Raw genomic sequence first — 25949 nt, forward strand, 5'->3', positions numbered from 1 at the left:
GGCGCGCAAAATCAGGGCCGAACCTGACCCGATCCGCGCGCGATCCATTTGTATGTGGTCAGCCCCTCCAAGGCGACAGGCCCGCGTGCGTGCAACCGCCCGGTTGCGATGCCGATTTCAGCGCCGAGGCCAAATTCGCCTCCATCCGCGAATTGGGTGGATGCGTTATGCATGACGATTGCGCTATCGACTCGGTTTAGAAACTCAGCCGCCGCATTCTCATCTGCGGTGATGATCGCTTCGGTGTGGTTGGAAGAATGGCGATCAATATGAGCGATCGCCGCTTCCAGACCGTCAACCATTGCAGCGGAGACTATAGGGGCGAGATACTCGGTGTCCCAATCATTCGCGCTGGCAGGAATGATCGTGGGATCAAGTTCGGCAATGCGCGCATCGCCGCGCACTTCGCAGCCCGCTTCAACCAAGGCCTTGAGCAGCGCGGCAGGCTCTGGGTAAGCTGCATCAATCAGCAATGTCTCCATCGCGCCGCAAATCCCGGTGCGGCGCATTTTGGCATTGACCGCGATGGCGCGCGCCATACTCGGGTCCGCACGAGCGTGGATATAGGTATGACAGATGCCGTCCAAATGCGCGAGGACGGGGACGCGCGCATCGTTTTGCACCCGCTCCACCAGACTGCGTCCCCCGCGCGGGATAATCATATCAATCGCCCCGTGCGCAGCCAGCATCGCCCCTACGGCGGCGCGGTCCTGTGTTGGCATCAATTGCACCGCATCGGCGGGCACACCGGCTTGCGTCATGCCGCGCATTAAGGCCGCATGGATGGCGTGGTTGGAATGCACCGCCTCGCTTCCCCCGCGCAGCAGAACCGCATTGCCGCTGCGCACACACAAAGCGGCGGTGTCGGCGGTAACATTAGGGCGGCTTTCATAGATGATCCCGATCAGCCCAATAGGCACGCGCACCCGGCTTAACTTCAAACCATTGGGCGGCCGGGTCTCGTCAATAATCTGGCCGACAGGATCTGGCAGCGCGGCAATCGCATCAAGGCCTGCGGCAATTGCCGACACCCGTTCCTCATCAAGCTTCAGCCGGTCGAGCATTGCGGGCGAGAGGCCGCGAGCCGAGCCTGCGTCCAAATCCTCCCGGTTGGCTGCCAAGATCGCAGCACAATCCTCGCGCAGGGCGGCGGCGGCAAGGGTCAGGGCCTGCGCCCGGTCAGCCGAGGGTAGACCCGCCAATTGCTTTTGCGCGGCGCGGCCTTTTTGGCCAAGCGATGCAATCAAGGCGCTTGGATTGTCGGCGTTTTGGTTGGTTTGCAGGGTAGATAAAGCCATTGCTCAGGAGAATAGCAGGATCAAATGCGCATGTCAGGCCATCCTTGCGGGGTGGTGGGTATTTTCAATGAGGGACCGATTCGCGCCGCCTTAGGTTATCGACATTATGACGCCAAAATGAACGTTTCATCGCGATTCTAAATCAGTTCGACTGTTCCGCTCTGGCTTGGATTCGACCGCGCCTATGCAGCTCGCTAGCTAGACGCGCAACAAAGCTAGAACAGTGTCCGGGGCTCTTTTGTCGCAATCTCCTTCCAAGAAGCCGTTTTTAGAACGGCTGCAGGATCGCTTTCCTGAGCGTGAGTTTTTCATGCGCTCGCAGGGGAATATGCGGTTCTTGAAGGTGTCGACGAAGCTTCAGGTTTCGGTTGTCGCGGTGGCTGCGGGTGCGGCGCTGGTTTGTACGGCAGCCATGGGCGCGATGGCGTTTGGCCAATATCGTGCTGAAGCCAATCTGGCGTCATTTCAGGAAAAGTCAGCCCATATCGCCTCAACCGAGGAACGGATTGATGCCTATGGCAATGATCTGGAGAATGTGGTCGCAGAATTGCAAGCCAAGCAGGAGTTTCTGGATGAGACCCTGCAAATGCTGCCCGAAGATATCGTTGATCCCGGTACCAATGTAACCGATTCTGAGTTCGGAGACAGCTGAGACGGTTGAAAAGATTGGTGCGCTTTTGCCTCAGGCACGCGGGCTTGCGGAGATCGAGGCACGCCAGATTGCATTTGTTGAGCGGCTAACCCGATTTGCCGATGCACGGGCCCAAAAGGCCGAAGCCGCGATGCGCAAGCTCAACCTTGATCCCGGCCTGATGGCGCGCAATGCCAAGAGCAGCGCAAATGCGGCGACAGGTGGTCCGTTTGAAATGCTGGCAACGGCGGCTGACGGGTCGATTGATCCGCGTTTCGAACGCTTGGGGTTAAGTTTGTCGCGGATGAACACTCTGGAACGGGCGCTGCAGGGCATTCCGCATGTTGTCCCCGCCGCACAGGACAATATCACCTCAGGCTTTGGCTATCGCCGCGATCCCTTCAATGGGGGCGGCGCGATGCATAAGGGCATTGATTTTCGCGGGCCGGTCAATTCACCGATCTACGCCGCGGCGCAAGGCGAGGTGGTTTTTGCCGGGTGGAAAGGCGGATATGGCCGCACCATAGAGATCTCGCCACGATAACGGCATGGTTACCCGCTACGCGCATTTGTACCGTATTGGTGTTGCAGTCGGCGATGAGGTGGCCGCTGGCGATACGATTGGCGGGCTTGGGAGTTCAGGACGCTCAACCGGTCCCCATCTTCATTTTGAAGTCCGCATAAACGGCGAAGCGGTTAATCCGCGCCCATTTTTGGAGAGTGCCCCCGATGTTCTCAAGGAAGTCAGAGAAACAAGCGGAGCATCATCGCCCCGCACCGCCCAATCCAAGCGATAGCTCGCAAGGTAGATCTCACGGAAGAGCCCAAGGAAAAGCTATGCCCTCTTCAAATTCGACATTTTCAGTGCTGGGTTCCGATGTTGTTATCAAAGGCAATATCAGCGCTTCTGCTGATCTGCACATTGACGGTACGGTCGAAGGGGACATCAAATGCGCCTCGCTTGTTCAGGGTGAGGGCAGCCATGTGAGCGGCGGCGTGATCGCGGAAACCGCGCGCCTTTCGGGGCGCGTTACAGGTTCAATCACGGCGCGCGATCTCGTCATTTTGAAAACAGCGTTGATCGAAGGCGACGTGCATTATGATGCGCTGACGATCGAGCAAGGCGCGCAGGTGGATGGCCGGTTTGCCCCCAATTCGCAGCGTCAGGCCAAGAACGAAACACCAGCGGTCGCCAAAAAAGCGAAGCCTGGTGAAGAGGCCCTGCAAATCGCCAGCTAAGCAGAATTCGATTGCAGCGCACGCGCAGCAGGTGGGATCAGGATTAACCGAAATTATAGTGTGTTAGTCGTCATGACTATCGCTTGAAAGTGCTTCTGGGAGCGCTCACAGTTTTGGGCTCTTACGGGGTTTTGCGTATTTGTGTGATCGCTCACATTGGCGATTGGCGTCCAAGTGTTAGGCGCGTCATAAAACCTCGGCGCGCAAAGCTTTGCGATCCAGTTTTCCGATGATTGTTTTGGGCAAAGTCTCCCGGATAACGACCTCATCCACGCGTTCATGCTTGCCAATCTTGGCATTGAGCCAGTCACACAATGCCTCAGCGCTCGGCGGTTTTGCATCCGCACCGCCATCTTCCAACGTCACATATGCACGCGGCACTTCACCGCGATAATCATCAGGCACTCCGATTACGAGCGCCTCTTTGACTGCATCATGCTCAAGGATCACATCCTCCACCACGCTGGGAAAGACCTTGAACCCGGCGACCGCGATCATGTCCTTGATCCGGTCCACGATGGAGAGAAATCCATCCTCGTCCATCGTCGCAACATCGCCGGTGCGCAAATACCGCTTGCCCTCGCGCACCACAAAGACATCGGCTGCGGTTTCGGGACGGTTCCAATATCCGCGCATCATTTGCGGCCCATGGATGGCGAGCTCTCCCGGCTCTCCTGCGGGTGCAAGTTTTGCCGGGTCTTCCTTGTCCAGCAGCACAATCTCGGTGCCAGCCACCAATTGACCGATAGTGCCTCGCTTGCGCGTACCCGCATAGGGATTGACTGAGACCACGCCTGAACTTTCGGTTAGCCCATAGCCTTCGACCAGCCGCACGCCCGTTTCTTCCTCAAACCTGGCATGAACCGGCGCGGGCATCGGCGCGCCGCCGGATATACAGACGCGCAAGGAGGAAAGGTCGGTGGATTTCAGCTGCGGATGATCGAGCAGCGCCTGAAACATCGTCGGCACGCCCGGAAAGCCGGTGGCTGCGTATTTCTCAATCGTCTCAAGCACCTGCCCCGCATCAAAGCGGGGTACCATCGCAATCGAAGCGCCGCTGGCCACCGCGTGGTTGAGCAAGCTGGTATTGGCGAAGACATGGAAAAAGGGCAGCGCGCCCATGAACACCTCTTCGCGAGGATTGCCAAAGGGGTTAATCGCTGCGACCTGCCTTGCGTTTGCGGTTAGTTGGTCGTGGCCAATCATCGCGCCTTTGGGCCGCCCGGTCGTCCCGCCGGTATATTGCAGCAGCGCCAGATCGCGTTCGGGGCTGAGCTGCGGGAAATCACCGGCAGCACCGCTCAGCCAACCATCCCAGTCCCATCCGGCCAGAACCTCATCCCATTTGTGCGTTTGCGAGCCATACCGAACCTTTGCAATCTGGCTGCGTTTGAACAATCTCAAACCCAAACTCTTGGCAAAAGGCAGCATATTGGCGAGCGAGCCCACCACCAGCGTTTCCAGTTTCGAGGCTTTGAGCACTTTATCAGCGGTGCCGTACAATTCGGGCACATCGACCGTCACCAGCAGCCGGGTGCCGCTGTCCTCAACCTGCCAGGCCAGCTCCTCAACCGAATAAAGCGGTGAGAAATTGACAGCCACTGCGCCAGCGATCATCGCGCCGTAATAGGCAGTGGCATAAATCGGCACATTGGGCAGGAACAAGCCCACGCGGTCGCCTTTTTGGATGCCCATCGCGATGAGGCCCGCAGCAAACCGGTTCGCTTCTTCGAAGATATCGCGATAGCTGTAAGTGCGTCCCAGAAAATGCAGAAAAGGCGCCTGCGGTGCCGCACGAACGGTAGTGCCGAACATCTCCGGCACTGTCATAGGAGCAAACGCCGTATCCCATGGGGTGGGATGATGATAGCTGCTGGCCTTGTTGACACTCATGTCAATGGCTTTGCCGCCTTAAGCCATAACGCACAAGTAAAACCATGCCGCGCGCCAAGCACAGGTCTTTGATTTTACAGAATCTTGCCAATGCAAACAGGCGCAGGTGTTTTCGCGCCTTAATAGCTCCGACTATTCAGCGTTCGGCTTTGCCTCATCGGCATCGTCGCCGGCTGCATTGTCGGGTGCTGGCTCGGGCGCGGGCGCTACTTCGGGCTCTGCGGCTTCAGCCGGAGCGGTAAAGGCCGCTTCGGGATCTATTGCGGCAGCAGCAGCTTCCTCTACGTCTTCAGCCTCGCGCCGCGCGGCGAGCCATGCTTCGGCTTCGGCTTCTTGCGCGGCGGCAGCAGCAGCTTTTTCGTTGGCGGCGCGTTCGGCGCGCAATTCCTCGATCAGCTTGTCTTTATCAGAGCGATTGTCGCCCTCTTCAACGGGGACAGCCTCAGGCTCAATCCCTGCCCGTTTGGCGGCTTTCGCCACAACCGCATCAAGCTCGCGCTGCGAACACAATCCCAAGGTTACAGGATCTTTGGGCTGAATGTTTTGAATATTCCAATGCGTGCGTTCTTTGATCGCGCCGATTGTGTTGCGCGTAGTCCCAATCAGCTTGGAGATTTGCGCGTCGGAAACCTCTGGATGATTGCGCAGTACCCACGCAATGCCGTCAGGTTTATCCTGGCGTTTGGACACAGGCGTGTAACGCGGCCCCTTGGTGCGGGTAACCTCAACCGGGGCTTTGTGCATTTTGAGCGCGTATTCCGCGTCCTCTTCGCCCAGCTTGATCTCTTCCAGCGTCAATTCGCCCGCGTGAACCGGATCGCGCCCGGTGTATTTGCTGCCCGCCAGATCATCGGCCATTGCCTGAACTTCGAGGATATGCAGACCGCAAAACTCGGAAATTTGTTCGAATGACAGGCCTGTGTGATCGACCAACCAGGTGGCGGTCGCATGCGGCATGAGCGGTTTGGGCTGGTCTTTGGCAGCCATGAGGAAATCTCCGTCAAAAATAAGAAGGGCCGCCCCTTATCGGAGCGGCCATTGCGCGTCAGCAGATAGGGCAAGTGTCTGCAAACAGCAAGGCAATCTGCGCTTTGATCAGAAAGAGCCGCTCAAAATTCCAGCAAAGTGGTGGTTTGAAGCGCTTCGCAATCCGCCTCGCTCAGAGTTGCGAGGGCATTTACGAACTGCCCGGTTGCTGCCTCCCAGCTGAATTGCGCGCCATATCGCGCACAGGTTTCCGGATCGCATTGTGACGCCTGCCGGATCGCGCTCGCCAAATCATCGTGCATTGCGCCAACGTCAGGCGTCACGATATCAACTGGCCCTGCAACGGGGAAAGCCGCCACAGGCGTTCCGCAAGCAAGCGCTTCGATCATGACGAGGCCGAACGTGTCCGTTTTGCTGGGAAAGACAAACACATCCGCACCGGCGTAACATCCCGCCAGTTCGCGCCCTGTGCGTTTGCCAAGGAACAGCGCACCGGGATATTTCGCCTCAAGCGCCGCGCGCGCCGGGCCATCACCGACCACAACCTTTGTGCCGGGATGATCGCATTCGAGAAACGCCTCGATGTTCTTTTCAACCGCGACCCGCCCAACATAAAGCAGGATTGGCCCTGCAAGATCGCTATATTCGGCTGGCAAAGGCGCGCCGGGCGAAAAACAGGCAAGATCAACGCCGCGGCTCCAATGGGAAAGGTGAGAGAGGCCTTTCTCGCGCAATTGCGTGCGGATCGTCTCGGTCGCAACAAAAATGCTTTGAGATGGGCGGTGGAACCACCGGATGTACGGCCAGAACAGGTCCGCAGAAAGCCGGGTGCGGCGCGCGAAATAGTCTGGAAATTGCGTGTGATAGGCGGTGGTGAAGGGCACTTCGCGCTGGAGACAATAGCGCCGCGCGGCAAATCCTAGCGGGCCTTCGGTTGCGATATGGATTGCGTCTGGCTGCGCCTTGGCAAGCTGGCGTCCCACTTCGCCGGGCCAGGTCATGGCGAGCCGGATTTCAGGATAGGTCGGAGCCGGGAAGGAGTGATAGTCCTGCGGCGATATGACAGTGACGTCGCAGCCCCATTGGCGCAGCACTTCGCATGTTGTCGACAGTGTTCGCACGACCCCATTGGTTTGCGGGTGCCATGCATCGGTGACAATAGCGATGGCGCGCGGGAATGGCGGCACGGTGGTGGTTGATGGCGAACCGATTGACTGAACTGACGTCACGCGGCCTCTTTGTTTGACCGTGATGCGGCCCGATGACCGGCCTGCAGCGCGCCTTGCGCATGGCGCGCACGAATTTCGTCAGCCCAATTGAGGATTTCCATCCGGCCATCTTGATGTTCGACCAGCGCGTTGCACCCCTCGACCCAGTCGCCATCATTCCAGTATTCAACCGATTTGCCAGCAAAGTTGAACTCGCGAAATTCGGCGTTGTGAATGTGGCCGCACACCACCCCGTCAACGCCGCGTTCGCCCGCTGCCTTGGCGACGACCTTTTCATATTTGCCAATAAATTCGACCGATTTCTTGACCTTGTGCTTGGCAGCCTTTGCGAGTGACCAATACGGTTTGCCAAGCATTTCGCGCACCGCATTCACCAGCACATTCAATTGCATAGCGGCGCGATAGGTCCAGTCTCCGACAAAAGCGAGCCAGCGATGCGATTGCATGACCGCGTCAAATTCGTCGCCATGCACAATCATCAGGCGGCGGCCATCGGCGGTGTCATGAAAAGCGGCGCGCTTGATTTCGATGCCGCCAAAATTGAGGCCGGAAAACTGGCGGAACATCTCATCATGATTGCCAGGTATGAAGATGATGCGCGTGCCGCGCTTTGCGCGTTTCAAGATCCGCCAAACGATGTCGTTATGCGCTGCAGGCCAATAAAACTTTTTCTTCAGCCGCCAGCCATCCAGAATATCACCGACCAGATACATGGTTTCAGAATCGGTCGTATCGAGGAAATCGATCAGCATTTCGGCATTGCAGCCCTTGGTGCCCAGATGGACATCGCTGATCCAGATTGTGCGGAATTTGCGACGTTCCGGGCCGCCCGCTTCGGGCGTGTCTGGCTCGCGAATGCTTGGCTTGTTCAAGCGGATATTGGCGACATTTCCGAATTCTGCCTCGAATCCGGCGGCATCGGACAATTCGGCGCTGCGAACAGTGTTCGGCAAAACGGCAGATGTTTTCAGATCGGTCATCAAAAGTCCCTCGACCCTGTGGCTGTCTGAGCACAAGCCATAGATGCCGATTGTTACAGGGGATTCACAACTGCGTGACGCTTTTGCGAAAACCCAAAACTTAAACACAAATGTTGCCTTGCAACAGGCGCGTGCGACTTATCTAGCGGCGGAATACAACAGATTTAAGACCAGTTGCAAGTTTGCCTCGCGCGGGCTGGCACAGTGCGCGGTTTCGAATTTATCAAGGATTGCCCGATATTTGCCATCTTCAGAACACAGGGGGCAGCATGGAAAACTGGGGTAAACTGGGTATCATCGGCGCGGCATTGTTCGGCGGCGGGTATGCGATTTCGGGTGAGCGGGACTTTGAAGTTGTCGTCCACCGGCCTGCAGATCAGGTTTATTCCGCCTTTTCGTCAGCGCGCAATTTCAATGGCGGGTTTCGCAATGCAGGCTATGCCGAAGTGCGCGTGCGCACCGAGCGGCCCGCAGACAATGAGATCATTTATCTGTCGGGCGAGCCGGGCGATGAAAAATCCATGCGGATCGCTTTGACAGTCACTCCCGGCGATACGCCCAAGCAAACCATCGTGACCGCCGCCATTGATGTGCCGCCTGTGCGTTATGAGATCGATGGCGAGGATTTGGTTCTTTCCGAAACCAAGGTCGAAAACGTGCTGGAGGAAAATATCGCGGCGATTGCGCAAAAACTGTCGATGGGCCGCGATGCGCAAAGCGAATTTGGCGAATTTCGCAACACCCTCGATATGGTTGCGCTGGCCACAGATTCCGACGCGGTCGAGCGGTTTGAGAACCAGCGCACATCACAGCAGCCTTCAGGCCAGAGCTGGGAGCCGCAGTCAGACTGGGAACAAGATCAGGGCTGGTAAAGGCTTACGCCAGCCCAAGGGCGCGGTACTATTCCTCGATCTTGAGCACAATCTTTCCGATATGCTCGCCCGCTTCCATACGGGCATGCGCTTTCGCCGCATCCGCCAGATCAAAGGTCTGATCCATGATGGGCGCCAGTTCACCATTTGTGAACAGCGGCCAGGCCGTATGCGCGATCTCATCGGCCAAAGCTGCCTTGAACGCATCGGACCGGGGCCGCAGGGTTGACCCCGTCAGCGTCAAACGCCGCATCATTACCATGGGCATGAACAGTTCCGCTTTCACCCCGCCCAGCACTGCGATCGTCACATGCCGCCCATCTTCGGCAAGGCATTTGAGATTGCGCGCGACATAATCACCCGACACCATATCAAGCACGATATCGACGCCTTTACCGCCCGTATGCGCTTTAATCGCCTCGACGAAATCAGCTTCGCGGTAATTGATCGCAAGATCCGCGCCCACTTGGCGAGCCGCTTCGCATTTGGTTTCATCGCCGCATGTAACAATCGCCTCCAGCCCGAATGCCTTGGCCAGCATGATCGCCATTGTCCCAATGCCCGACGTGCCGCCATGCACCAGCAATCTTTCGCCGTCGCGGGCCATGCCGCGCTCGAACACATTGTGCCACACGGTGAACAGGGTTTCAGGCAGAGCCGCCGCCTTAGCCAAATCCATTGCATCGGAGATTGGCAGACAATGTTGCCACGGCGCGGCGCAATATTCGGCATATCCGCCGCCCGGCGTTAATGCCGCGACCCGGCTGCCGAGCATTTCTTGAGGGACATTCGCGCCAATCGCCACAATCTGTCCCGAAACCTCAAGGCCAAGCACAGGCGATGCCCCCGGAGGCGCGGGATAATGGCCAGCGCGCTGAATGCAATCGGGCCGGTTCACTCCTGCAAACGCGGTTTTGATAAGCACATCATGCGGGCCGATATCAGGCAGCGCAATTTCGCCTATCGCTAGCACTTCCGGACCCCCGGGCGCATCAAATTCGATGGCTCGCATGATTTTTGGTAAAGCTTCCTGCGTGCTCGTAACGTGCGTCGCGACCATTTTTACCCCCTGCGGTTCGGCGCTGCCCCTGAAAATCTAAATCTCAATCTCATTTTCAATGTGGCTTTTTGTATGCAGTTCACATTGTTCTGGGCGAATACCGCTCTAGCCGATTGACAGCAAGCGCGCGTGCTTGCGATGCTGTAAATGATGGATAACGATGATCTGCCACGCCCACGGGGCGATGCGGCCAGCAATTTGGCCGCAGAAGATCTTGGCCCCTATTCGCAAGATGAGCTGGCCGTGCGGATCGCGCTGCTGGAAACCGAAATCATCCGCGTAAAAGCGCACCGCGACAAAGCGCAGGCGCATCGTAGCGCGGCGGATGCTCTTTTCGGGGCCAAGAGCGGTAAAGATGGCAAATCGTGATTGATCCGGTTTGCCCCAAATCCCTCTCGCAATTGTGCGCAGCAGGCCCATATAGAATTCACGACGCTTTAACAGCTTGCCCCCATGCTCCTTCTCCCGGAGCCCCACTAGACCGCTGACAGAGACCCCTTTCATGCCCAGTTTTGCCCAAAATCTTGAACGCACTCTTCACAACGCGCTTGGCCATGCGTCAGAGCGGCGGCACGAATATGCAACATTGGAGCATTTGCTGCTTGCGCTGATTGATGATGAGGATGGCGCGCAGGTCATGGCCGCATGCGGAGTGGATCTGGCGGAGCTGAGCGAGGTGGTGAAGCAATATCTCGATTCAGAATATCAATCGCTCAAAACCGAAGAAAACGCCGACCCTCAGCCCACCGCGGGCTTTCAGCGCGTGATCCAGCGCGCGATCCTGCATGTGCAATCATCGGGCAAAGATACGGTCACAGGGGCCAATGTGCTGGTTGCGCTGTTTTCTGAGCGTGACAGCTATGCGGTCTATTTCCTTCAGCAACAGGATATGAGCCGGCTCGATGCGGTAAGCTATATCAGCCACGGCATTGGCAAAGGCGGACGCCAGATCGAAGGCAACAAAGCCCCCGAAAGCGGCGAGGAGGGTTCGCCCGAAGGTGACGCGGAAGCGAGCAAGGATGGCGGCAACAAGAAAGAGACCGCACTCGATCAGTTTACGGTCAATCTGAATGCGAAAGCCGAAGCAGGCAAAGTCGATCCGCTGATTGGCCGCGGCCCCGAAGTGGATCGCACGGTCCAGATCCTGTGCCGCCGGTCAAAGAACAACCCGCTTTATGTTGGCGATCCCGGCGTTGGCAAAACCGCGATTGCCGAAGGTCTGGCGCGCAAGATCATCGAGGGCGATGTGCCAGAAGTTCTCAGTCCTGCGGTCATCTATTCGCTCGATATGGGCGCGCTGCTGGCCGGCACGCGCTATCGCGGCGATTTTGAGGAGCGCTTGAAACAGGTCGTCACCGAATTGGAAGCGATGCCCGATGCGATCCTGTTCATTGATGAGATTCACACGGTAATCGGTGCAGGCGCAACCAGCGGCGGGGCGATGGATGCCTCGAACCTGCTGAAACCGGCGCTTTCCGGCGGTACGATCCGCTGCATCGGTTCGACCACGTACAAAGAATTCCGCAATCACTTCGAAAAGGATCGCGCCCTGCTGCGCCGGTTCCAGAAAATCGATGTGAATGAGCCGACGATTGAGGACACGATCAAAATCCTAAAAGGTCTCCGCACAGCGTTTGAGGAGCATCACGGCGTGAAATACACGCCCGATGCCCTGAAAACGGCGGTGGAGTTGTCCTCGCGCTATATCAATGATCGCAAATTGCCCGACAAAGCGATTGACGTGATCGATGAGGTTGGCGCGATGCAGATGCTTGTGCCGCCTAGCCGCCGCAAGAAGAAAATCACCGCGCGCGAGATTGAGCAGGTCATCGCGACCATGGCGCGCATCCCGCCCAAATCTGTCAGCAAAGACGACAAGAAAGCGCTGCAAAACCTCGACCGCGATCTGAAACACGTGGTGTTCGGTCAGGACGAGGCGATTACGCGTCTTTCCACTGCGATGAAGCTGTCGCGCGCGGGCCTGCGTGATCCGGACAAGCCGATCGGCTCGTTCCTGTTCTCCGGCCCCACCGGTGTCGGTAAAACCGAGGTCGCGCGCCAGCTTGCCTCGATCATGGGGATTGAGCTTAAGCGGTTCGATATGTCCGAATATATGGAGCGACACAGCGTTTCGCGTCTGATCGGTGCGCCTCCCGGATATGTCGGATACGATCAGGGCGGATTGCTCACCGATGCGATTGATCAGAACCCGCATTGCGTGTTGCTGCTCGACGAGATCGAGAAGGCCCATCCGGACCTGTTCAACATCCTGCTGCAAGTCATGGATAATGGCCGCCTGACCGATCATCACGGCAAGACGGTCGATTTCCGCAATGTCGTGCTCATCATGACAACCAATGCGGGTGCATCAGACATGGCGCGTCAGGGCATCGGCTTTGGCGATGTGTCGAAAGAGGATGCAGGCTCCGAAGCGGTGAAGAAGATGTTCACGCCGGAATTTCGCAACCGTTTGGATGCCATCGTGCCATTTGCCTATCTCGGCAAAAGCACTGTGGCGCGCGTCGTTGACAAGTTCATCCTTGAGCTTGAGCTGCAGCTGGCCGAGCAAAACGTCCATATTCAGTTCGACAGCGATGCCCGCGATTGGCTGGCCGATAAAGGCTATGATAAACTGTATGGTGCGCGCCCAATGGGCCGATTGCTGCAAGACAAGATCAAGCAGCCGCTCGCCGAAGAATTGCTGTTCGGCAAGCTTGCCGATGGCGGCGAGGTTCATGTGAGCGTCAAGGATGGCAAGCCCAGTTTTGAGCTGTCGCCTGCCCCCCGAAATCTTCGGCCAAACGCAAATCGCCAGCCAAGAAAAAGCCTGCGGCCAAAAACCGGAGCCTAAGGGAGGCTCAGGCAGCAAACCCGAAGCATCGGGCAGCGCAGCAGAAGGCTAGGCCTAGATAAAACTGGCCTTTGGCTCACCAATATGATTGATCGGGCTCCTGTCATTCCAACAGGGGCCCGATTTTTCATGAAGCATCTTTTTCTGGCATCCGCCGCCGCCGCGCTTTCGCTGGCGGCCTGCACCCAGCCGCTTTTGGCTGACGATCACACCGATACTGAAACCGCCGTTGATCCAGCAGAGCAAGCGCGCGTTTTTACAGGCGCGGATATCTTCAATCTCACCGTGGGCAGCGATCCGCAAATCAGCCCGGATGGCTCCCAAATAGCCTATGTCCGGCGCGCCAACGACATTATGACCGATGGGGTGAACAGCTCAATCTGGCTGATTGATGTTTCAAGCGGAACTGAAACCCCGCTCATTGCAGAGGGCGGTGCACATTTCAGCCCGCGTTGGTCAGCGGATGGATCGAAACTCGCCTATATCTCAACCGCCAGCGGGGGCGGGCCGGAATTGCATGTTCGCTGGATGAAAAGCGGCGCGAGCGCGAGGATCACCGCGCTTCCCGAAGGACCAAGCGGCATTGCCTGGTCACCCGATGGGACGCAGATCGCCTTTACAGCGCGCGTACCGGGTGAAGGCCTCACCTTGGGCGCAGCCCCTGCGAAGCCCGAAGGAGCAGAGTGGGGTAAGCCGCTGCAAGTCATAGATAAGGTGACGTACAGGCGCGATGGCGGCACCTATGTAAAGCCGGGCACAGTGCAATTGTTCATCGTGGGCGCAAAAGGCGGCGCGCCGCGGCAATTGACCTTTGGCGATTATGACAATGGCGGCGCGGTGGAATGGTCGCCCGATGGATCAAAGCTGTATTACAGCGCCAATCGCCGGGAAGATTGGGAGCTAGAGCCGCTGCGCGATGACATTTACGCGCTTGATATCGCAAGCGGGTCCATCACGGCTTTGACGGACCGCGTGGGTGCGGATTACGGGCCGCAAGTGTCGCCGGATGGCAAGCAAATCGCGTATCTTGGCATGGACGATGTCGGCAATGCTTTTGATCAGACCAATCTGTATGTGATGAATGCTGATGGCAGCGGATCGCGCCAATTGGCAACGGCGCTGGATCGCGGGATTGACGGGATCGAATGGACCAAAAGCGGCCTTTACGCGAGCTATGAGAGCGATGGCGAGCACCGCGTTGCCAAAGTGAGCCTGAGCGGCAGCGTATCCGCGCTCAGCCCCCGGATCGGCAGCACCTATTACGCGCTCCCTTATACGGGCGGGCAATGGTCCGTCAGCCAAGGCGGCGCGATTGCCTTCACCACGGCCAGCAGCACGCGCCCGCCAGACATCGGCGTCGCATCGCGCGGGCGCATTCGCACTTTGACAGCTTTGAACGAAGTTAGCCTGGGCGCGAAAAGCTTGGGCGAAATTCGCGAATTGGCGGTGACGGCTGCTGATGGGACAACAATCCCGGCCTGGATCCAATTGCCAGCCGGATACAAACAAGGCGACAGGATCCCGATGATCCTTGAAATGCATGGCGGGCCTTATGCCGCCTATGGCCCTGAATTTTCGGCGGATTATCACCTTTACAATGCAGCGGGCTACGGTGTTGTGTTCTCCAATCCCGGCGGCTCAACCGGTTATGGGGAAGCCTTTGCAGACCGGATTGAGGACAATTATCCGATTAGCAACCATGATGAGCTCATGGCGGTTGTCGATGCGGCAGTGGCAGCGGGATATGCTGACCCTGACAACCTTTATGTCACGGGCGGTTCAGGCGGCGGCATCCTTACAGCCTGGGTGGTCGGCAAGACAAATCGGTTCAAAGCGGCAGCAGCGCATAAACCCGTCATCAACTGGGTCAGCCAAGCCTTGATGGCGGATGCGGTTCCCTATTTCGGTCGGTACTGGATGGGCGGACAGCCATGGGAGCGGCCCGATCATTACTGGGAACGCGGTCCGCTTTCCATCGTCAACAACGTCACCACCCCAACGCTCGTATTGGTGGGCGCGGATGATTACCGAACGCCGCGCAGCGAGGCGGAGCAGTTCTACGGTGCGCTTAAATTGGTGGGCGTGGATACCGCTTTGGTGGTGACGCCCGATTCCAGCCACAACAATCTCAGCCAAACACCCAGCCAGCAGGCCGCCCGCACGGCCAGCGTCATAGCGTGGTTCAACAAGTATCGCGGCGCAGATGGGGCGGGCAAAGCGCAAGAATAATGGGAACGGGCGCGCGGGCATTGGGGTTTGACCTGGTATGAGCGCGCCCTTTTCCTGGATACAGCCCGAGCCATGGGGCGTGCATATCGCCCCTGCGGATGTGTGGATTGATCCGGGCCGCGCGGTTGATCATGCGCTAGTCACTCATGGTCATGCCGATCATGCGCGCGGCGGGCACGGGCAAACCACCGCGACGCCCGAAACGCTGGCGATTATGGAGCTGCGTTACCGCACCGGAGCGGCCGACGATGCGGGCGCGGTCCCGCATAAAGCGGTGCCTGCGCAATATGGGGAAACAGTCCGGCTGGCGGGCGGGGTTGATGCGACGTTTATCCCTGCGGGGCATGTGCTGGGCTCTGCGCAAATCCTGCTTGAACATGCCGGAGAGCGAGTGGTCATCACCGGCGACTATAAGCGCCGTCATGATCCGACCTGTGCGCCGTTCGAAGTGACGCCGTGCGATGTCTTTATCACGGAGGCGACCTTTGGCTTGCCCGTGTTTGAGCACCCTCCCATTGCTGAGGAAATGGCGAAATTGCTGGGCGCGCTGGAGGCCAACCGCGATGCTTGCATCCTGGTGGGTGCCTATGCGCTGGGCAAAGCGCAGCGCGTGATCGCGGAACTGCGCGCCGCCGGGCATCACGATCCGATTTATCTTCATGGCGCGATGGTGAATATGTGCCGCCTGTATGAGGAACATGGCGTGGACCTTGGGTCGCTGCTTTTGGTGAGCGATCATACCAAAGAGGATCTACGCGGCTCCATCGTTATCGCGCCGCCTTCGGCGCTAAACACCACATGGGCGCGCCGCTTACCTGATCCGGTTACGGCCATGGCGAGTGGCTGGATGAGAGTGCGGGGGCGGGCACGGCAAAGGGGAGTGGAGCTTCCCTTGGTAATCTCGGACCATGCCGACTGGCGCGAATTGACCCAAACCATCGCGGAGGTGAACCCGGCGGAGACATGGATCACCCATGGCCGCGAGGAGGCGTTGCTGCGCTGGTGCGAGCTGGGTCAACGCAAAGCGCGAGCCTTGGCTCTTGTGGGGCGCGAGGACGAGGATGAGTAACACGCCCGCGCTTCGAATGGGCATCATCTGCTCGGTAGGAATGGGGCGGCGGGGATGAAAGCCTTTGCCCAATTGCTCGATACATTGGTCTATACGACCAGCCGCAATCGCAAGCTTGCATTGATCGCTGACTATCTGCGAAACACGCCCGATCCTGATCGCGGTTGGGCATTGGGAGCGCTCACAGGGGAGCTGGATTTCCCCGCGGTCAAATCGTCCACCATTCGCGCTTTGATGAAGGAGCGCGTGGACCCTGTTTTGTGGACCCTCAGCCGCGATTTCGTTGGTGACACTGCCGAAACGGCGAGCCTTTTATGGCCGGATAACAATAAGCTACGTAGTGATACGGTGTCGGTGACGGATGCCGTTGATACCCTTTCAGCGCTCACCCGTGGGAGCGCTCCCAATAAGCTGGCGAAAATGCTCGATCAGCTTGATGCCAATCGGCGTTTTGCACTGATAAAACTGGCCACCGGCGGGATGCGGATCGGCGTTTCCGCGCGGCTGGCAAAAACGGCATTTGCGCAGGCATTTGACGTGTCGCTCGATGATGTCGAGGAATATTGGCACGCTTTGGAAGCTCCCTATCCAGAGCTGTTTCGATGGGCAGGCGATGGGGGTCCGCCGCCCGACATTGCGGGGCGCCCAAGGTTTCGCCCTTTCATGCTCGCGCACCCATTGGAAGATGGCACAGTCGATCTCGCGGACTATGCAGCAGAATGGAAATGGGACGGCATTCGCGTGCAATTGTGCCGAGTGACTGGCAGCGAAGGCACCGCTCAAACGCGGCTGTATTCGCGCTCTGGCGACGATATCTCGGCCACGTTCCCCGAATTGATTGATGCTCTCCCACTGGATTGCGTGCTGGATGGTGAATTGCTGGTCCGCGGGAATACGCAAGGGGGGCAAGCGGCGGCGCGGCGAGCTTTAATGCCTTGCAGCAAAGGCTGGGGCGCAAAACCGTTTCAAAGAAAATGCTGGCTGAGGCTCCTGCCTTTGTGCGGCTTTATGATGCGCTGCTGATCGGGGCGGACGATTTGCGCGAGCAAGGCTGGGCTGAAAGGCGCGCTGCACTCGAAGCTTTGATGCCGCAGCTGCCCGCCAGCCATTTCGATCTGTCGTCACTGGTTGAGGCGCGCGATTTCGAGCATCTCGCCGAGATTCGCGAGAGCGCCCGCGACGAAGCCATCGAAGGCCTGATGCTCAAACGGCGCGATGCGCCCTATCTTGCAGGGCGCAAAGTGGGTCTGTGGTACAAATGGAAGCGCGATCCGCTGCTGATCGACTGCGTGCTTATGTACGCACAGCGCGGCAGCGGGAAGCGGTCGAGCTTTTATTCTGACTACACCTTTGGCTGCTGGGACGGCGATCCCGATGCGGGGGCCGAATTGCTGCCAGTGGGAAAGGCCTATTCAGGCTTTACCGATGCCGAGCTTAAGAAGCTGGACCGATTGGTCAGAAAGACAACGCTGAACCGGTTTGGTCCGGTGCGTGAGGTCGAGCGAACGCTGGTTTTCGAAGTTGCCTTTGACAGCGTTCACACCTCAAAACGGCACAAATCGGGCCTGGCCATGCGGTTTCCGCGCATCCACCGCATCCGCTGGGACAAGCCAGTGCATGAGGCCGACCGGATTGAGACGTTGCGAGGTCTAATCAGAGATTAGGTTGCAAAGTGCAACGCATATGGTAGATCGCTCTTTGAGGAGATACCAAAATGAATCTGTATGACCAATCCATCGGCGTCTATCGTTCGCGCATCGACACACTAAGCGGCCTATTAACGAAAGCGGCGGTGCACCCTGAAGGTGATGCCTTGCTCGAAGCCCGCCTTGCAGACGATATGCACCCGCTTGCGACACAGGTTCGGTTTGTTACCAATCTGCCTGGTGAAGCACTGCCTCGTTTGACAGGCCGTACATTTACCTCGCGCGACGACGATGAAACCACGATCGAGGGCGCGAAAGCCGCGCTGGCTGAAACGGCAGCGCTGCTCGATACGGTGACAGCCGATGAGATGGCCGCCGCAGACGAGAAACTGGTGCTAAATCTGCCCAATGGGATGGAATTTACGATGACCAGCGCGGAATATGTCCGCGATTGGTCATTGCCCAATTTCTATTTCCACCTGACGACCGCCTATGCGATCCTTCGAATGCAAAGGCTGGATATCGGGAAGATCGATTTCATGCCGCACATGATGCGTTACATGACCAAAGGGCCTAGCTGACGGACCGGGCGATCGCCTCTGCGTGATGTTTGGCGTTTTCCGCATAATGTGCGGTGCCCATTTTCATGCCTGCAATCGCCGCATCATTTAAGGTTTTGAGCATTTTGGCGGGCCGTCCGGCCCACAATTCGCGCGTCCCCATAACCTTGCGTTCGGTCAGCATAGCGCCTGCGGCCAGCATGGCATCGGACCCGATCACCGATTTGTTCATCGCAATAGCGCCAAGCCCCACAAAACCGCGGTTCTCAATCGTGCAGCCGTGGACCATCGCCATATGGCCGATCAGCACGTCATCGCCGATAATCAGCGGGCACCCATCTTCGTCGCCAGGTTTTGGCCCATCGCAATGCAGAACCGAGCCATCCTGCACATTGGTCCGCTCTCCAATACGGATGTGCGAGACATCGGCGCGAAGCACGCAATTGTACCAGATCGACGAACCCGCCCCGATCTCAACATCGCCAATGATCGTAGAGCCGGGCGCGACAAAAGCGCTTTCGTGGATTTTGGGCGTTTTGCCGTGGATCGGGATGATGTGTACGCCGGGGTGAGCGGTCATTGAGTTTGTTCCCATTGTTCGCGGGTGATGGAATAGACGATCACGCTTTCGGTGCCAAAAGCGGTGCTTTCAAAATCAAGATCAGCGCGCCGCTGCATGCCAAGGCGCTTCATCAGGCCCCAGCTTGGCGTGTTCTCCTGAACGGTTAGCGCGATAATATGCGGCGCGCCAAACCGTTCAAACCCTATTGCTAGCGAGGCCATCGCGGCTTCTTTGGCGTATCCTTTGCCCCAGGCATCCTCGCGCAGCCGCCAGCCAGCTTCGAAATCGCCGAAGGGACCGTCTTTGTCGGTGCAGCGTTTGAGCCCGCAAAAGCCGAGGATTTCGCCGTCATCCCTGCGCTCCACCACCCAAAAGGTGTGGCCAAAGTCGCGTCTGTACCGCTCAACCCGCTCGCGCGCGGCGGCCATCACGGCTTCGCCCGCTATCCCGCCGAGCCATTGCATGACGGCGGGCGTGTTGGTCGCCTGCCAGAACGGCGCCCAATCCTCTTCGCGCCAATCGCGCAGGATCAGGCGATCTGTCTCGTGGCGAAAATCAGCCATTCAAAAGCCGCGCGGCAATAGGCGCATGATAGGTCAGGATACCGCTGCACCCGGCGCGTTTGAAAGCGAGCAGTTTTTCCATCAGCAATGCGTCACGGTCCCCAGCGCCAACCGATTGCGCCGCTTCGATCATCGCGTATTCGCCGCTCACCTGATACGCGAAAGTTGGCACGCCAAATTCCTGCCGCACGCGGTAGATGATATCGAGATAGGCAAGGCCCGGTTTCACCATGATGCTATCGGCTCCCTCGGCGATATCGAGAGCAACTTCGCGCAAAGCCTCATCACCATTGGCCGGGTCCATTTGGTAGCTTTTCTTGTCACCCTTTAGCAGTCCGCCAGATCCCACCGCATCGCGAAACGGGCCGTAAAATGCGCTCGCATATTTGGCGGCATAGCTCATGATCTGCACATTGGTGTGCCCGCCCATTTCAAGCCCGCGGCGGATCGCGTGTATGCGCCCGTCCATCATGTCTGATGGGGCGATAATGTCCGCACCTGCCTCTGCCTGATTGACCGCCTGATCGACGAGCACTGCGACGGTTTCATCGTTGAGGACATAGCCGGTCTCATCCAGCAAACCGTCCTGTCCGTGCGCGGTATATGGATCAAGCGCGACATCGGTGAGCACGCCGATATCGTCCCCGCACGCATCCTTGATCGCGCGGATGGCGCGGCACATCAAATTGTCGGGATTGAGCGCTTCGGCGCCGTCATCTGACCGTCTGTCCGCTTGCGTGTTGGGGAACAAGGCGATCACCGGAATGCCCAGCGCTATTGCCTCTTTTGCCCGCGTGACTATCCCATCGACCGACCAGCGCGATACGCCGGGGAGCGAGGCGATGGGTTCTTCCACGCCTTCGCCCTCGGTCACAAATAGCGGCCAAATGAGATCCGCAGGTGTTAGCAGATTTTCGCGGTAGAGCGAACGGCTCCAGCCGGTTGCGCGGGTGCGGCGCAGGCGAGTGTTGGGGTAATGTCCGGTCATATCGCGCCATGCCCTAGCCGGATTGGGCCATCAAGCGCAATTGGATCAATCGAGGCTTTGCGTGCTCTCGATCTTTTCGATCTCGCGCTCTGGCTCTTCGCTTTCCGGCGTGTCGGGCACCAGATCTTCCAAAGCCGCGCCCGGCACCACCTGTTTCAGCGCCATCAATTGCTCTTTGAATTTGATCAGCTCTGCCCCGGAAAGCGCGGCCCGCGTGACATAGCGGACGCTGGCGGGGTTCACCGCGCGGCCATTGCGGTACATTTCATAGTGAAGGTGAGGGCCAGTGGAAAGGCCGGTTGAACCGACATATCCGATGACCTGACCCCGCCGCACCTGCTGCCCGCGCGAGACAGACATGCGGCTCATATGGCAATACCGTGTCTCCAACCCGCCGCCATGGTTCAGCCGCACAGCGATGCCGCATCCGCCCATCCGGCCTGCGCCTGTTACGCGGCCATCGGTGACGGCAACAATCGGTGTGCCTGTGCGTGCGCGGTAATCCTGCCCGGAATGCATCCGGCGATAACCGAGAATAGGGTGGCGGCGCATCCCGAAGCGCGATGAAACAGGGCCGTTGACCGGTTGAAGCAATCCGCGCCGCTGTTCGCCAACGCCGGAGGCTTCGAAAAACTGATCCTTATCGCCCCAGCGCATCAATTGCGTGCGCGGTTTTCCATCGCGATCAACGCCTGCATAAAGGAGCTTTCCAGCCTGGCGTTCGCCTGTCGCAGCGCGGCGATAGGACACAATGATGTCGAACGTATCGGTGGAGCGGGTTTCACGGTCGAGGTCGATCTGGTTATCGAGCGTGCGCAGATATTCCTGCACCGCGCTGGCGGGAACACCGGCTGCGCGCATGGAACGATAAAGGCTGGAGCCAATCTCGCCGCGCACGCGCAGAGGCGTGTCATCAACTCGGATCACATTGCGCACCAAGGACAGCGCGCCGCCCTGGCCGGTTTCCGGATCCGCGCCGCTGCGTTCAACAGCTAGCTCAAGGTCAAACTTGGCCCGAAAGCTGAGCGCATCGAGCGGACGCGGCGCGCCCGGCCTCGCGCGGCGGCCCAGAACAATGTTCATCTGCGTGCCGGGTGTGATCGCAGAAATTGGCATGGCACCGCCGATGAGCGCGCTGACCGATCCGATATCGCCAGATGAAAGACCCGCGCGCCGCAGCATGCGAGCAAAGCTATCCCCCTTAGTCAAGGTCGTGATGAGTTCAATTTGCGGGCGCTCCGGCGCGCTCTTCAGCGGTTTGACAAGCGCGGTTGGACCCATGCGCCGTCCGCTATCCGCGCCCAGAGCCAGCGGCATGATCATTTGGGCCCGGCGTTCATCGCTGACGTCTTGGCTGGTGGGCATCGCTGCGCGCGCTTCGAATGCGGCCATTCCGGGCCACAGAACCAGTGCAAGAATGCAAAGGGCCACCAAGGTAGCAACTCCGCGAACCCAGCGCAGCGACCCAACATTGTGCGCAAGGTCAGGCGCAAGGTCGATTGCGGCGAGGCGGCGGCTTAGCCAATCGCGCACCCGGTCATAGCGCGCGGCAAATCCCTTGGCCGGGGGATGGCGCATTACGCGGTAACTGCGCGCACCGGCAGCATCGCTCGCAGCGCGATTGGTGCGCTGATTGACGTCTGGGATGGGGCGGGCCTGATTCAATGCGAACTTTCAACAAGCGTTTGGTTTGGGTTCAAAGCCGGGATATTGGCGGTTTTCCTGCCCGAACAAGGTAAACTGGAGCTTAATTTTTTGGTTTTGGACCGCGAAGCGCGATAGGGCGTTATACCTGTAAGGCGCAATGCAGGCGGATTGTGTCTCACCTGATTTGCCCATCTTCTTGGTGAAGAGCCTCGCCCACCCCATTGCCGATGCGGGCAAGGCCTGACAGGATTGTAAGCGTGACCCAATTGCCCCCGACACGTTCTACAAACGGCAATATTCGCGCAGTGCTTGGCCCCACCAATACGGGTAAGACGCATCTCGCGATTGAACGCATGTGCGCCCATTCCAGCGGGATGATGGGCTTTCCTTTGCGGCTGTTGGCGCGCGAGGTTTATGACCGGGTGCGCGCGATCAAAGGGGACAAGGCCGTCGCTCTCATCACCGGAGAGCAGCGGATTGAGCCGCCCGATGCGCGCTATTTCTGTTGCACAATGGAAGCGATGGAGCGCACCGGCGGCGGGCATGCCTTTGTCGGCATAGACGAAGCGCAAATCGGCGCTGACCCAGAGCGGGGGCATATCTTTACAGACCGATTGCTGCATGCGCGCGGCCGCGAAGAAACGATGATCCTGGGTTCGGCGACCTTGGAGCCTATGGTCAAATCCTTGATCCCCGAGGCTGAGTGCGAGGAACGCCCGCGATTTTCCACGCTTAGCCATGTCGGGCCAGCAAAACTGTCACGCCTTGCCCCGCGCAGCGCAGTGGTCGCATTTTCGGTTGAGCAGGTTTACGCCATGGCAGAGGCGCTTAGGCGGTTTCGCGGCGGGGCGGCGGTGGTGATGGGGGCGCTTTCACCAGAAACGCGCAACAAGCAGGTTGAATTGTTCCAAAATGGTGAGGTAGACTATATCGTTGCGACCGACGCGATTGGTATGGGGCTCAACCTTGATCTGCATCACGTCGCATTCGCTGCGCTTTCGAAATTTGATGGGAAACGCAAACGCCGCTTGATGCCGGCAGAAATGGCGCAGATCGCGGGCCGCGCCGGGCGGCATCAGCGCGATGGCAGTTTTGGCGTGCTGACAGGCGGCGGCGACCGATCCGGCGCTCCGATTGAATTCACCGATGAAGAAGTCTTCGCCATTGAAGAGCACAAATTCCAGCCCATCACCAAGCTGTTCTGGCGCGAGGCTGAACCCCGATTTGACACTCTGGCCGTTTTGATCGGCGATCTGGAGCATCGCCCGGGCGAAGAGGCTTTGCGCGCCGCGCCCGAGTCGATTGATCTGGCGGTGCTGAAACGTTTGGCCGCAGAACCCTTTGCCAAATCGATCAAGGGTTCCGGGCTGGTGCGGCGGTTTTGGGAAGCATGTTCGCTACCCGATTTCCGCGGCCTCGGGGTTGAGCCGCATTCACGCTTTGTCGCGCGGCTGTGGCAGGATCTATCAGCCGGGTATTTGGGTGCGGATTTTGTCGCTGCGAGGATTGCGGAACTTGACCGGACTTCGGGCGACATCGATACGCTGCAAGGACGGATAGCCGCCATCCGGTCCTGGGCCTATATCTGTCAGCGGCCCGATTGGGTGCTGGCCCGTGACGAAATGGCAGCGCGTGCGCGCGGTGTTGAGGCGAAATTGTCCGATGCGCTCCATGCGCGTTTGACCGAAAGATTTGTAAACCGAAGGACGACCATTTTGATGAAATCTCTGGGGCAGGATGCCTCCGCCTTGCCAGTGACTTTGGAGCCTGATGGCCGTTTGACAGTCGAGGATGAGAATATCGGGCGGCTCGATGGTTTTCGGTTTGTCGTCGATCCAGATGCGACAGTCGCGGATCGCAAGATGTTGCTCGCTGCGGGGGAAAAGGCACTGCCCGGCATTTTGGCAAAGCGCGCCGAATGGCTCATGGGTGACGGGATTGCAGAGCTTTCGATTGAGGATGGCGCGGTTCAATGGCAGGATCGCATCCTTGCCGATATCAGTTTTGGGGATGATTTTGCCGCGCCGCGCCTCGCGCTTTCGAGGGAGATATCTTTGCTGCAAGATGGTCCGCGCGCGGCGCTTGAACAGGGGTTGGCAGATTGGCTGAAAGCGCGCCTTGAACCGCTCGCGCCCTTGCAAAAACTCGCCGAAGCGGCCCGCGACCCCAATGCCGGAAGCGAAGCGCGCGCGCTGCTTATCACGTTGATCGATGCACGCGGTGTGGTGAGCCGCGAACAAGCGGGTCTACAACATTTGCCCAAGGAAATGCGCCCCTTTCTGCGCAAGCTCGGCGTAACCTTCGGCGCGCTCGATATTTTTGCAGGGCCGCTGCTCAAACCAGCGCCGCGCGGTTTGTTGCACGCGCTTGCCCTCGACAAAAGGCCCCTGCAGGAAGCGATGTTGCCGGTTCTGGCAGAAACCAAAGCCATGCCCGCTGGTTATCGGGCCGCAGGCGGACAAGCCATCCGCGTCGATTTGGCCGAGAAGATTTTGCGCGCCGCCTTTGATGCGCGCGGCAAAGCGATGGACGCCAAAAAAGCGGCGGCAAAGGAACGCGCGCCCCGGTTCCGGCTTGATCTGGCGCTGGCGGTCTCGATTGGGCTCGAGCAAGAAAATGCGCAGCGATTGCTGGGCAGTGCGGGTTTCCGTTTGCACCGTGCGCGCGTGTTGGCAGAAGGCGCACATGGCCCCATCGCGCCCGATTTTTGGACGTGGCGTCCGCGCCGAGCTGGCGATCCTGACAACAGGCGCGGCCAGACACAAGGCGGCAAGCGCCGTCGCAGCGATCCAGCGCGAAAAGCAGGGGCTCGCCAAAAGCCAAAAGGGAGGGATCGTCCCAAGAAACCCGATACTGGTCCCGCCAAAGCAAGCGGCGCGTTCGATGGACTGGCAGACCTGCTGCGCAAATGAGCCATATTGCATGAGGCTGGCCAAATGAGAGCGGCCAAATGAACGGGGGCGCAGCCGAGCAATCTCAGGCCAAGCTGCGAATTGACCGCGCGCTTGTCTATTTGCGGTTCGTCCGCACACGCTCAGCTGCGCGCACTATGATTGAGACACGCGCTTTACGCCGCAATAGAAAACATGTGCAGCGCGCAAGCGAGAACATTTGTATCGGCGATGTGCTGACTTTGGTAACAGGCGGGGAGGTAAGGATCGTCGAAATTCTCAGCCTGCCCCAACGCCGATTGTCGCCCGCTGGTGCCAAGTGTCATTATCGCGAGCTTGACCGCGCGCAAAGTGACCGTAAAGCGCATAGCGCGAACGAATGAAAGCAATGAAAGCTGCCCAATGACTTACGTCGTCACAGATGACTGCATCAAATGCAAATACACCGATTGTGTCGAAGTGTGCCCCGTCGATTGTTTCTACGAAGGCGAAAACATGCTCGTGATCAATCCGAGCGAATGTATTGATTGCGGCGTCTGCGAACCGGAATGCCCGGCAGAAGCGATTTTGCCCGACACCGAAGATGGCCTGGAGAAATGGCTGGAGCTGAACACGAAGTTTTCAGCCGAATGGCCCAATATCACCAGCCAAAAAGACCCGCCCGAAGATGCGGACGAGCATAAGGGTGAAGAGGGCAAGTTTGAAAAATATTTCAGCACCGAGCCCGGCGAAGGCGACTAACTTACAAACGCGG

General features: G+C 58.5%; 23 protein-coding genes and 1 pseudogene. 14 read left to right on the forward strand and 10 right to left on the reverse strand.

Annotated features, from left to right (window positions below; genetic code table 11):
• Window positions 1-11 precede the first annotated feature (11 nt).
• Complete coding sequence (locus AC0V6W_RS08100; RefSeq protein ID WP_486148903.1) at window positions 12-1298, reverse strand: glutamate-5-semialdehyde dehydrogenase; 1287 nt, start codon at window positions 1296-1298, stop codon at window positions 12-14.
• A 343-nt stretch (window positions 1299-1641) separates the two neighbouring features.
• Between AC0V6W_RS08100 and AC0V6W_RS08105 the strand changes: the two genes are divergently transcribed.
• From AC0V6W_RS08105 to AC0V6W_RS08120, 4 genes are read left to right on the forward strand one after another with little or no spacing between them, the layout of a single operon-like run.
• Window positions 1642-1950, forward strand: a complete 309-nt coding sequence (locus AC0V6W_RS08105) for a hypothetical protein (RefSeq protein WP_486148905.1) — start codon at window positions 1642-1644, stop codon at window positions 1948-1950.
• Between the two features lie 25 nt (window positions 1951-1975).
• Window positions 1976-2473, forward strand: coding sequence for a M23 family metallopeptidase (locus AC0V6W_RS08110; protein WP_486148907.1), 498 nt, complete (start codon window positions 1976-1978; stop codon window positions 2471-2473).
• Between the two features lie 4 nt (window positions 2474-2477).
• Window positions 2478-2726, forward strand: coding sequence for a M23 family metallopeptidase (locus tag AC0V6W_RS08115; RefSeq protein WP_486148909.1), 249 nt, complete (start codon window positions 2478-2480; stop codon window positions 2724-2726).
• A 40-nt stretch (window positions 2727-2766) separates the two neighbouring features.
• Entirely contained in the window at window positions 2767-3168 is a 402-nt protein-coding gene (locus AC0V6W_RS08120) for a bactofilin family protein (protein WP_486148911.1), read from the forward strand.
• 186 nt (window positions 3169-3354) lie between these two features.
• Here the strand turns inward: AC0V6W_RS08120 and AC0V6W_RS08125 are convergent, their stop codons facing one another.
• From AC0V6W_RS08125 to AC0V6W_RS08140, 4 genes are all read right to left on the reverse strand, one after another.
• Entirely contained in the window at window positions 3355-5061 is a 1707-nt protein-coding gene (locus AC0V6W_RS08125; protein ID WP_486148913.1) for a long-chain-fatty-acid--CoA ligase, read from the reverse strand.
• Between the two features lie 132 nt (window positions 5062-5193).
• On the reverse strand, window positions 5194-6048 hold the full coding sequence (locus AC0V6W_RS08130; RefSeq protein ID WP_486148915.1) for a cell cycle transcriptional regulator TrcR: 855 nt from the start codon (window positions 6046-6048) through the stop codon (window positions 5194-5196).
• 122 nt (window positions 6049-6170) lie between these two features.
• The gene (locus tag AC0V6W_RS08135; RefSeq protein ID WP_486151510.1) at window positions 6171-7259 is read right to left on the reverse strand and encodes a glycosyltransferase family 4 protein; all 1089 of its coding nucleotides are present in this window, start codon (window positions 7257-7259) and stop codon (window positions 6171-6173) included.
• 14 nt (window positions 7260-7273) lie between these two features.
• Window positions 7274-8257 (reverse strand): UDP-2,3-diacylglucosamine diphosphatase, encoded by a 984-nt coding sequence (locus AC0V6W_RS08140; RefSeq protein ID WP_486148917.1) that lies wholly within the window; start codon window positions 8255-8257, stop codon window positions 7274-7276.
• Between the two features lie 269 nt (window positions 8258-8526).
• Here AC0V6W_RS08140 and AC0V6W_RS08145 point away from each other — a divergent pair, with 269 nt between their 5' ends.
• On the forward strand, window positions 8527-9129 hold the full coding sequence (locus AC0V6W_RS08145) for a hypothetical protein (protein ID WP_486148919.1): 603 nt from the start codon (window positions 8527-8529) through the stop codon (window positions 9127-9129).
• A 28-nt stretch (window positions 9130-9157) separates the two neighbouring features.
• Here the strand turns inward: AC0V6W_RS08145 and AC0V6W_RS08150 are convergent, their stop codons facing one another.
• The gene (locus AC0V6W_RS08150; protein ID WP_486148921.1) at window positions 9158-10189 is read right to left on the reverse strand and encodes an NAD(P)H-quinone oxidoreductase; all 1032 of its coding nucleotides are present in this window, start codon (window positions 10187-10189) and stop codon (window positions 9158-9160) included.
• Window positions 10190-10336: 147 nt separating this feature from the next.
• Here AC0V6W_RS08150 and AC0V6W_RS08155 point away from each other — a divergent pair, with 147 nt between their 5' ends.
• The 6 genes and pseudogenes from AC0V6W_RS08155 (at window position 10337) to AC0V6W_RS08180 (ending at window position 18565) form a co-directional block, all read left to right on the forward strand.
• On the forward strand, window positions 10337-10558 hold the full coding sequence (locus AC0V6W_RS08155) for a DUF1192 domain-containing protein (RefSeq protein WP_486148923.1): 222 nt from the start codon (window positions 10337-10339) through the stop codon (window positions 10556-10558).
• 133 nt (window positions 10559-10691) lie between these two features.
• Window positions 10692-13040, forward strand: a complete 2349-nt coding sequence (gene clpA / locus AC0V6W_RS08160) for an ATP-dependent Clp protease ATP-binding subunit ClpA (protein ID WP_486148925.1) — start codon at window positions 10692-10694, stop codon at window positions 13038-13040.
• Window positions 13041-13169: 129 nt separating this feature from the next.
• A complete protein-coding gene (locus tag AC0V6W_RS08165) occupies window positions 13170-15269 on the forward strand; it encodes a prolyl oligopeptidase family serine peptidase (protein ID WP_486148927.1) in 2100 nt (699 codons plus the stop codon).
• 37 nt (window positions 15270-15306) lie between these two features.
• Window positions 15307-16338: a ligase-associated DNA damage response exonuclease gene (locus AC0V6W_RS08170; protein WP_486148929.1), complete on the forward strand. Its 1032-nt coding sequence runs from the start codon at window positions 15307-15309 to the stop codon at window positions 16336-16338.
• A 54-nt stretch (window positions 16339-16392) separates the two neighbouring features.
• A pseudogene (locus AC0V6W_RS08175) lies at window positions 16393-18002 on the forward strand (cisplatin damage response ATP-dependent DNA ligase).
• Window positions 18003-18052: 50 nt separating this feature from the next.
• Window positions 18053-18565, forward strand: a complete 513-nt coding sequence (locus AC0V6W_RS08180; protein ID WP_486148931.1) for a DUF1993 domain-containing protein — start codon at window positions 18053-18055, stop codon at window positions 18563-18565.
• Here the strand turns inward: AC0V6W_RS08180 and AC0V6W_RS08185 are convergent.
• From AC0V6W_RS08185 to AC0V6W_RS08200, 4 genes are read right to left on the reverse strand one after another with little or no spacing between them, the layout of a single operon-like run.
• On the reverse strand, window positions 18558-19124 hold the full coding sequence (locus AC0V6W_RS08185; RefSeq protein ID WP_486148933.1) for a gamma carbonic anhydrase family protein: 567 nt from the start codon (window positions 19122-19124) through the stop codon (window positions 18558-18560). The two genes, AC0V6W_RS08180 and AC0V6W_RS08185, sit on opposite strands and share 8 nt — an antisense overlap.
• Window positions 19121-19669: a GNAT family N-acetyltransferase gene (locus AC0V6W_RS08190; protein ID WP_486148935.1), complete on the reverse strand. Its 549-nt coding sequence runs from the start codon at window positions 19667-19669 to the stop codon at window positions 19121-19123. Before AC0V6W_RS08190 ends, AC0V6W_RS08185 begins: the two co-directional genes overlap by 4 nt.
• The gene (hemB, locus tag AC0V6W_RS08195; protein ID WP_486148937.1) at window positions 19662-20657 is read right to left on the reverse strand and encodes a porphobilinogen synthase; all 996 of its coding nucleotides are present in this window, start codon (window positions 20655-20657) and stop codon (window positions 19662-19664) included. Before hemB ends, AC0V6W_RS08190 begins: the two co-directional genes overlap by 8 nt.
• A 45-nt stretch (window positions 20658-20702) precedes the next feature.
• Window positions 20703-22322 (reverse strand): peptidoglycan DD-metalloendopeptidase family protein, encoded by a 1620-nt coding sequence (locus AC0V6W_RS08200; protein ID WP_486148939.1) that lies wholly within the window; start codon window positions 22320-22322, stop codon window positions 20703-20705.
• A gap of 209 nt (window positions 22323-22531) precedes the next feature.
• Here AC0V6W_RS08200 and AC0V6W_RS08205 point away from each other — a divergent pair, with 209 nt between their 5' ends.
• The 3 genes from AC0V6W_RS08205 to fdxA are packed head-to-tail and all read left to right on the forward strand — an operon-like array spanning window position 22532 to window position 25936.
• Entirely contained in the window at window positions 22532-25216 is a 2685-nt protein-coding gene (locus AC0V6W_RS08205) for a helicase-related protein (protein ID WP_486151512.1), read from the forward strand.
• A gap of 38 nt (window positions 25217-25254) precedes the next feature.
• Entirely contained in the window at window positions 25255-25578 is a 324-nt protein-coding gene (locus AC0V6W_RS08210) for a S4 domain-containing protein (RefSeq protein ID WP_486148941.1), read from the forward strand.
• A gap of 19 nt (window positions 25579-25597) precedes the next feature.
• Window positions 25598-25936 carry a ferredoxin FdxA gene (gene fdxA / locus AC0V6W_RS08215; RefSeq protein WP_486148943.1) on the forward strand — a complete coding sequence of 113 codons (339 nt, stop codon included), beginning with the start codon at window positions 25598-25600 and terminating at the stop codon, window positions 25934-25936.
• Window positions 25937-25949 lie beyond the last annotated feature (13 nt).

It is taken from the genome of Erythrobacter sp. JB1-7, from assembly GCF_057365015.1.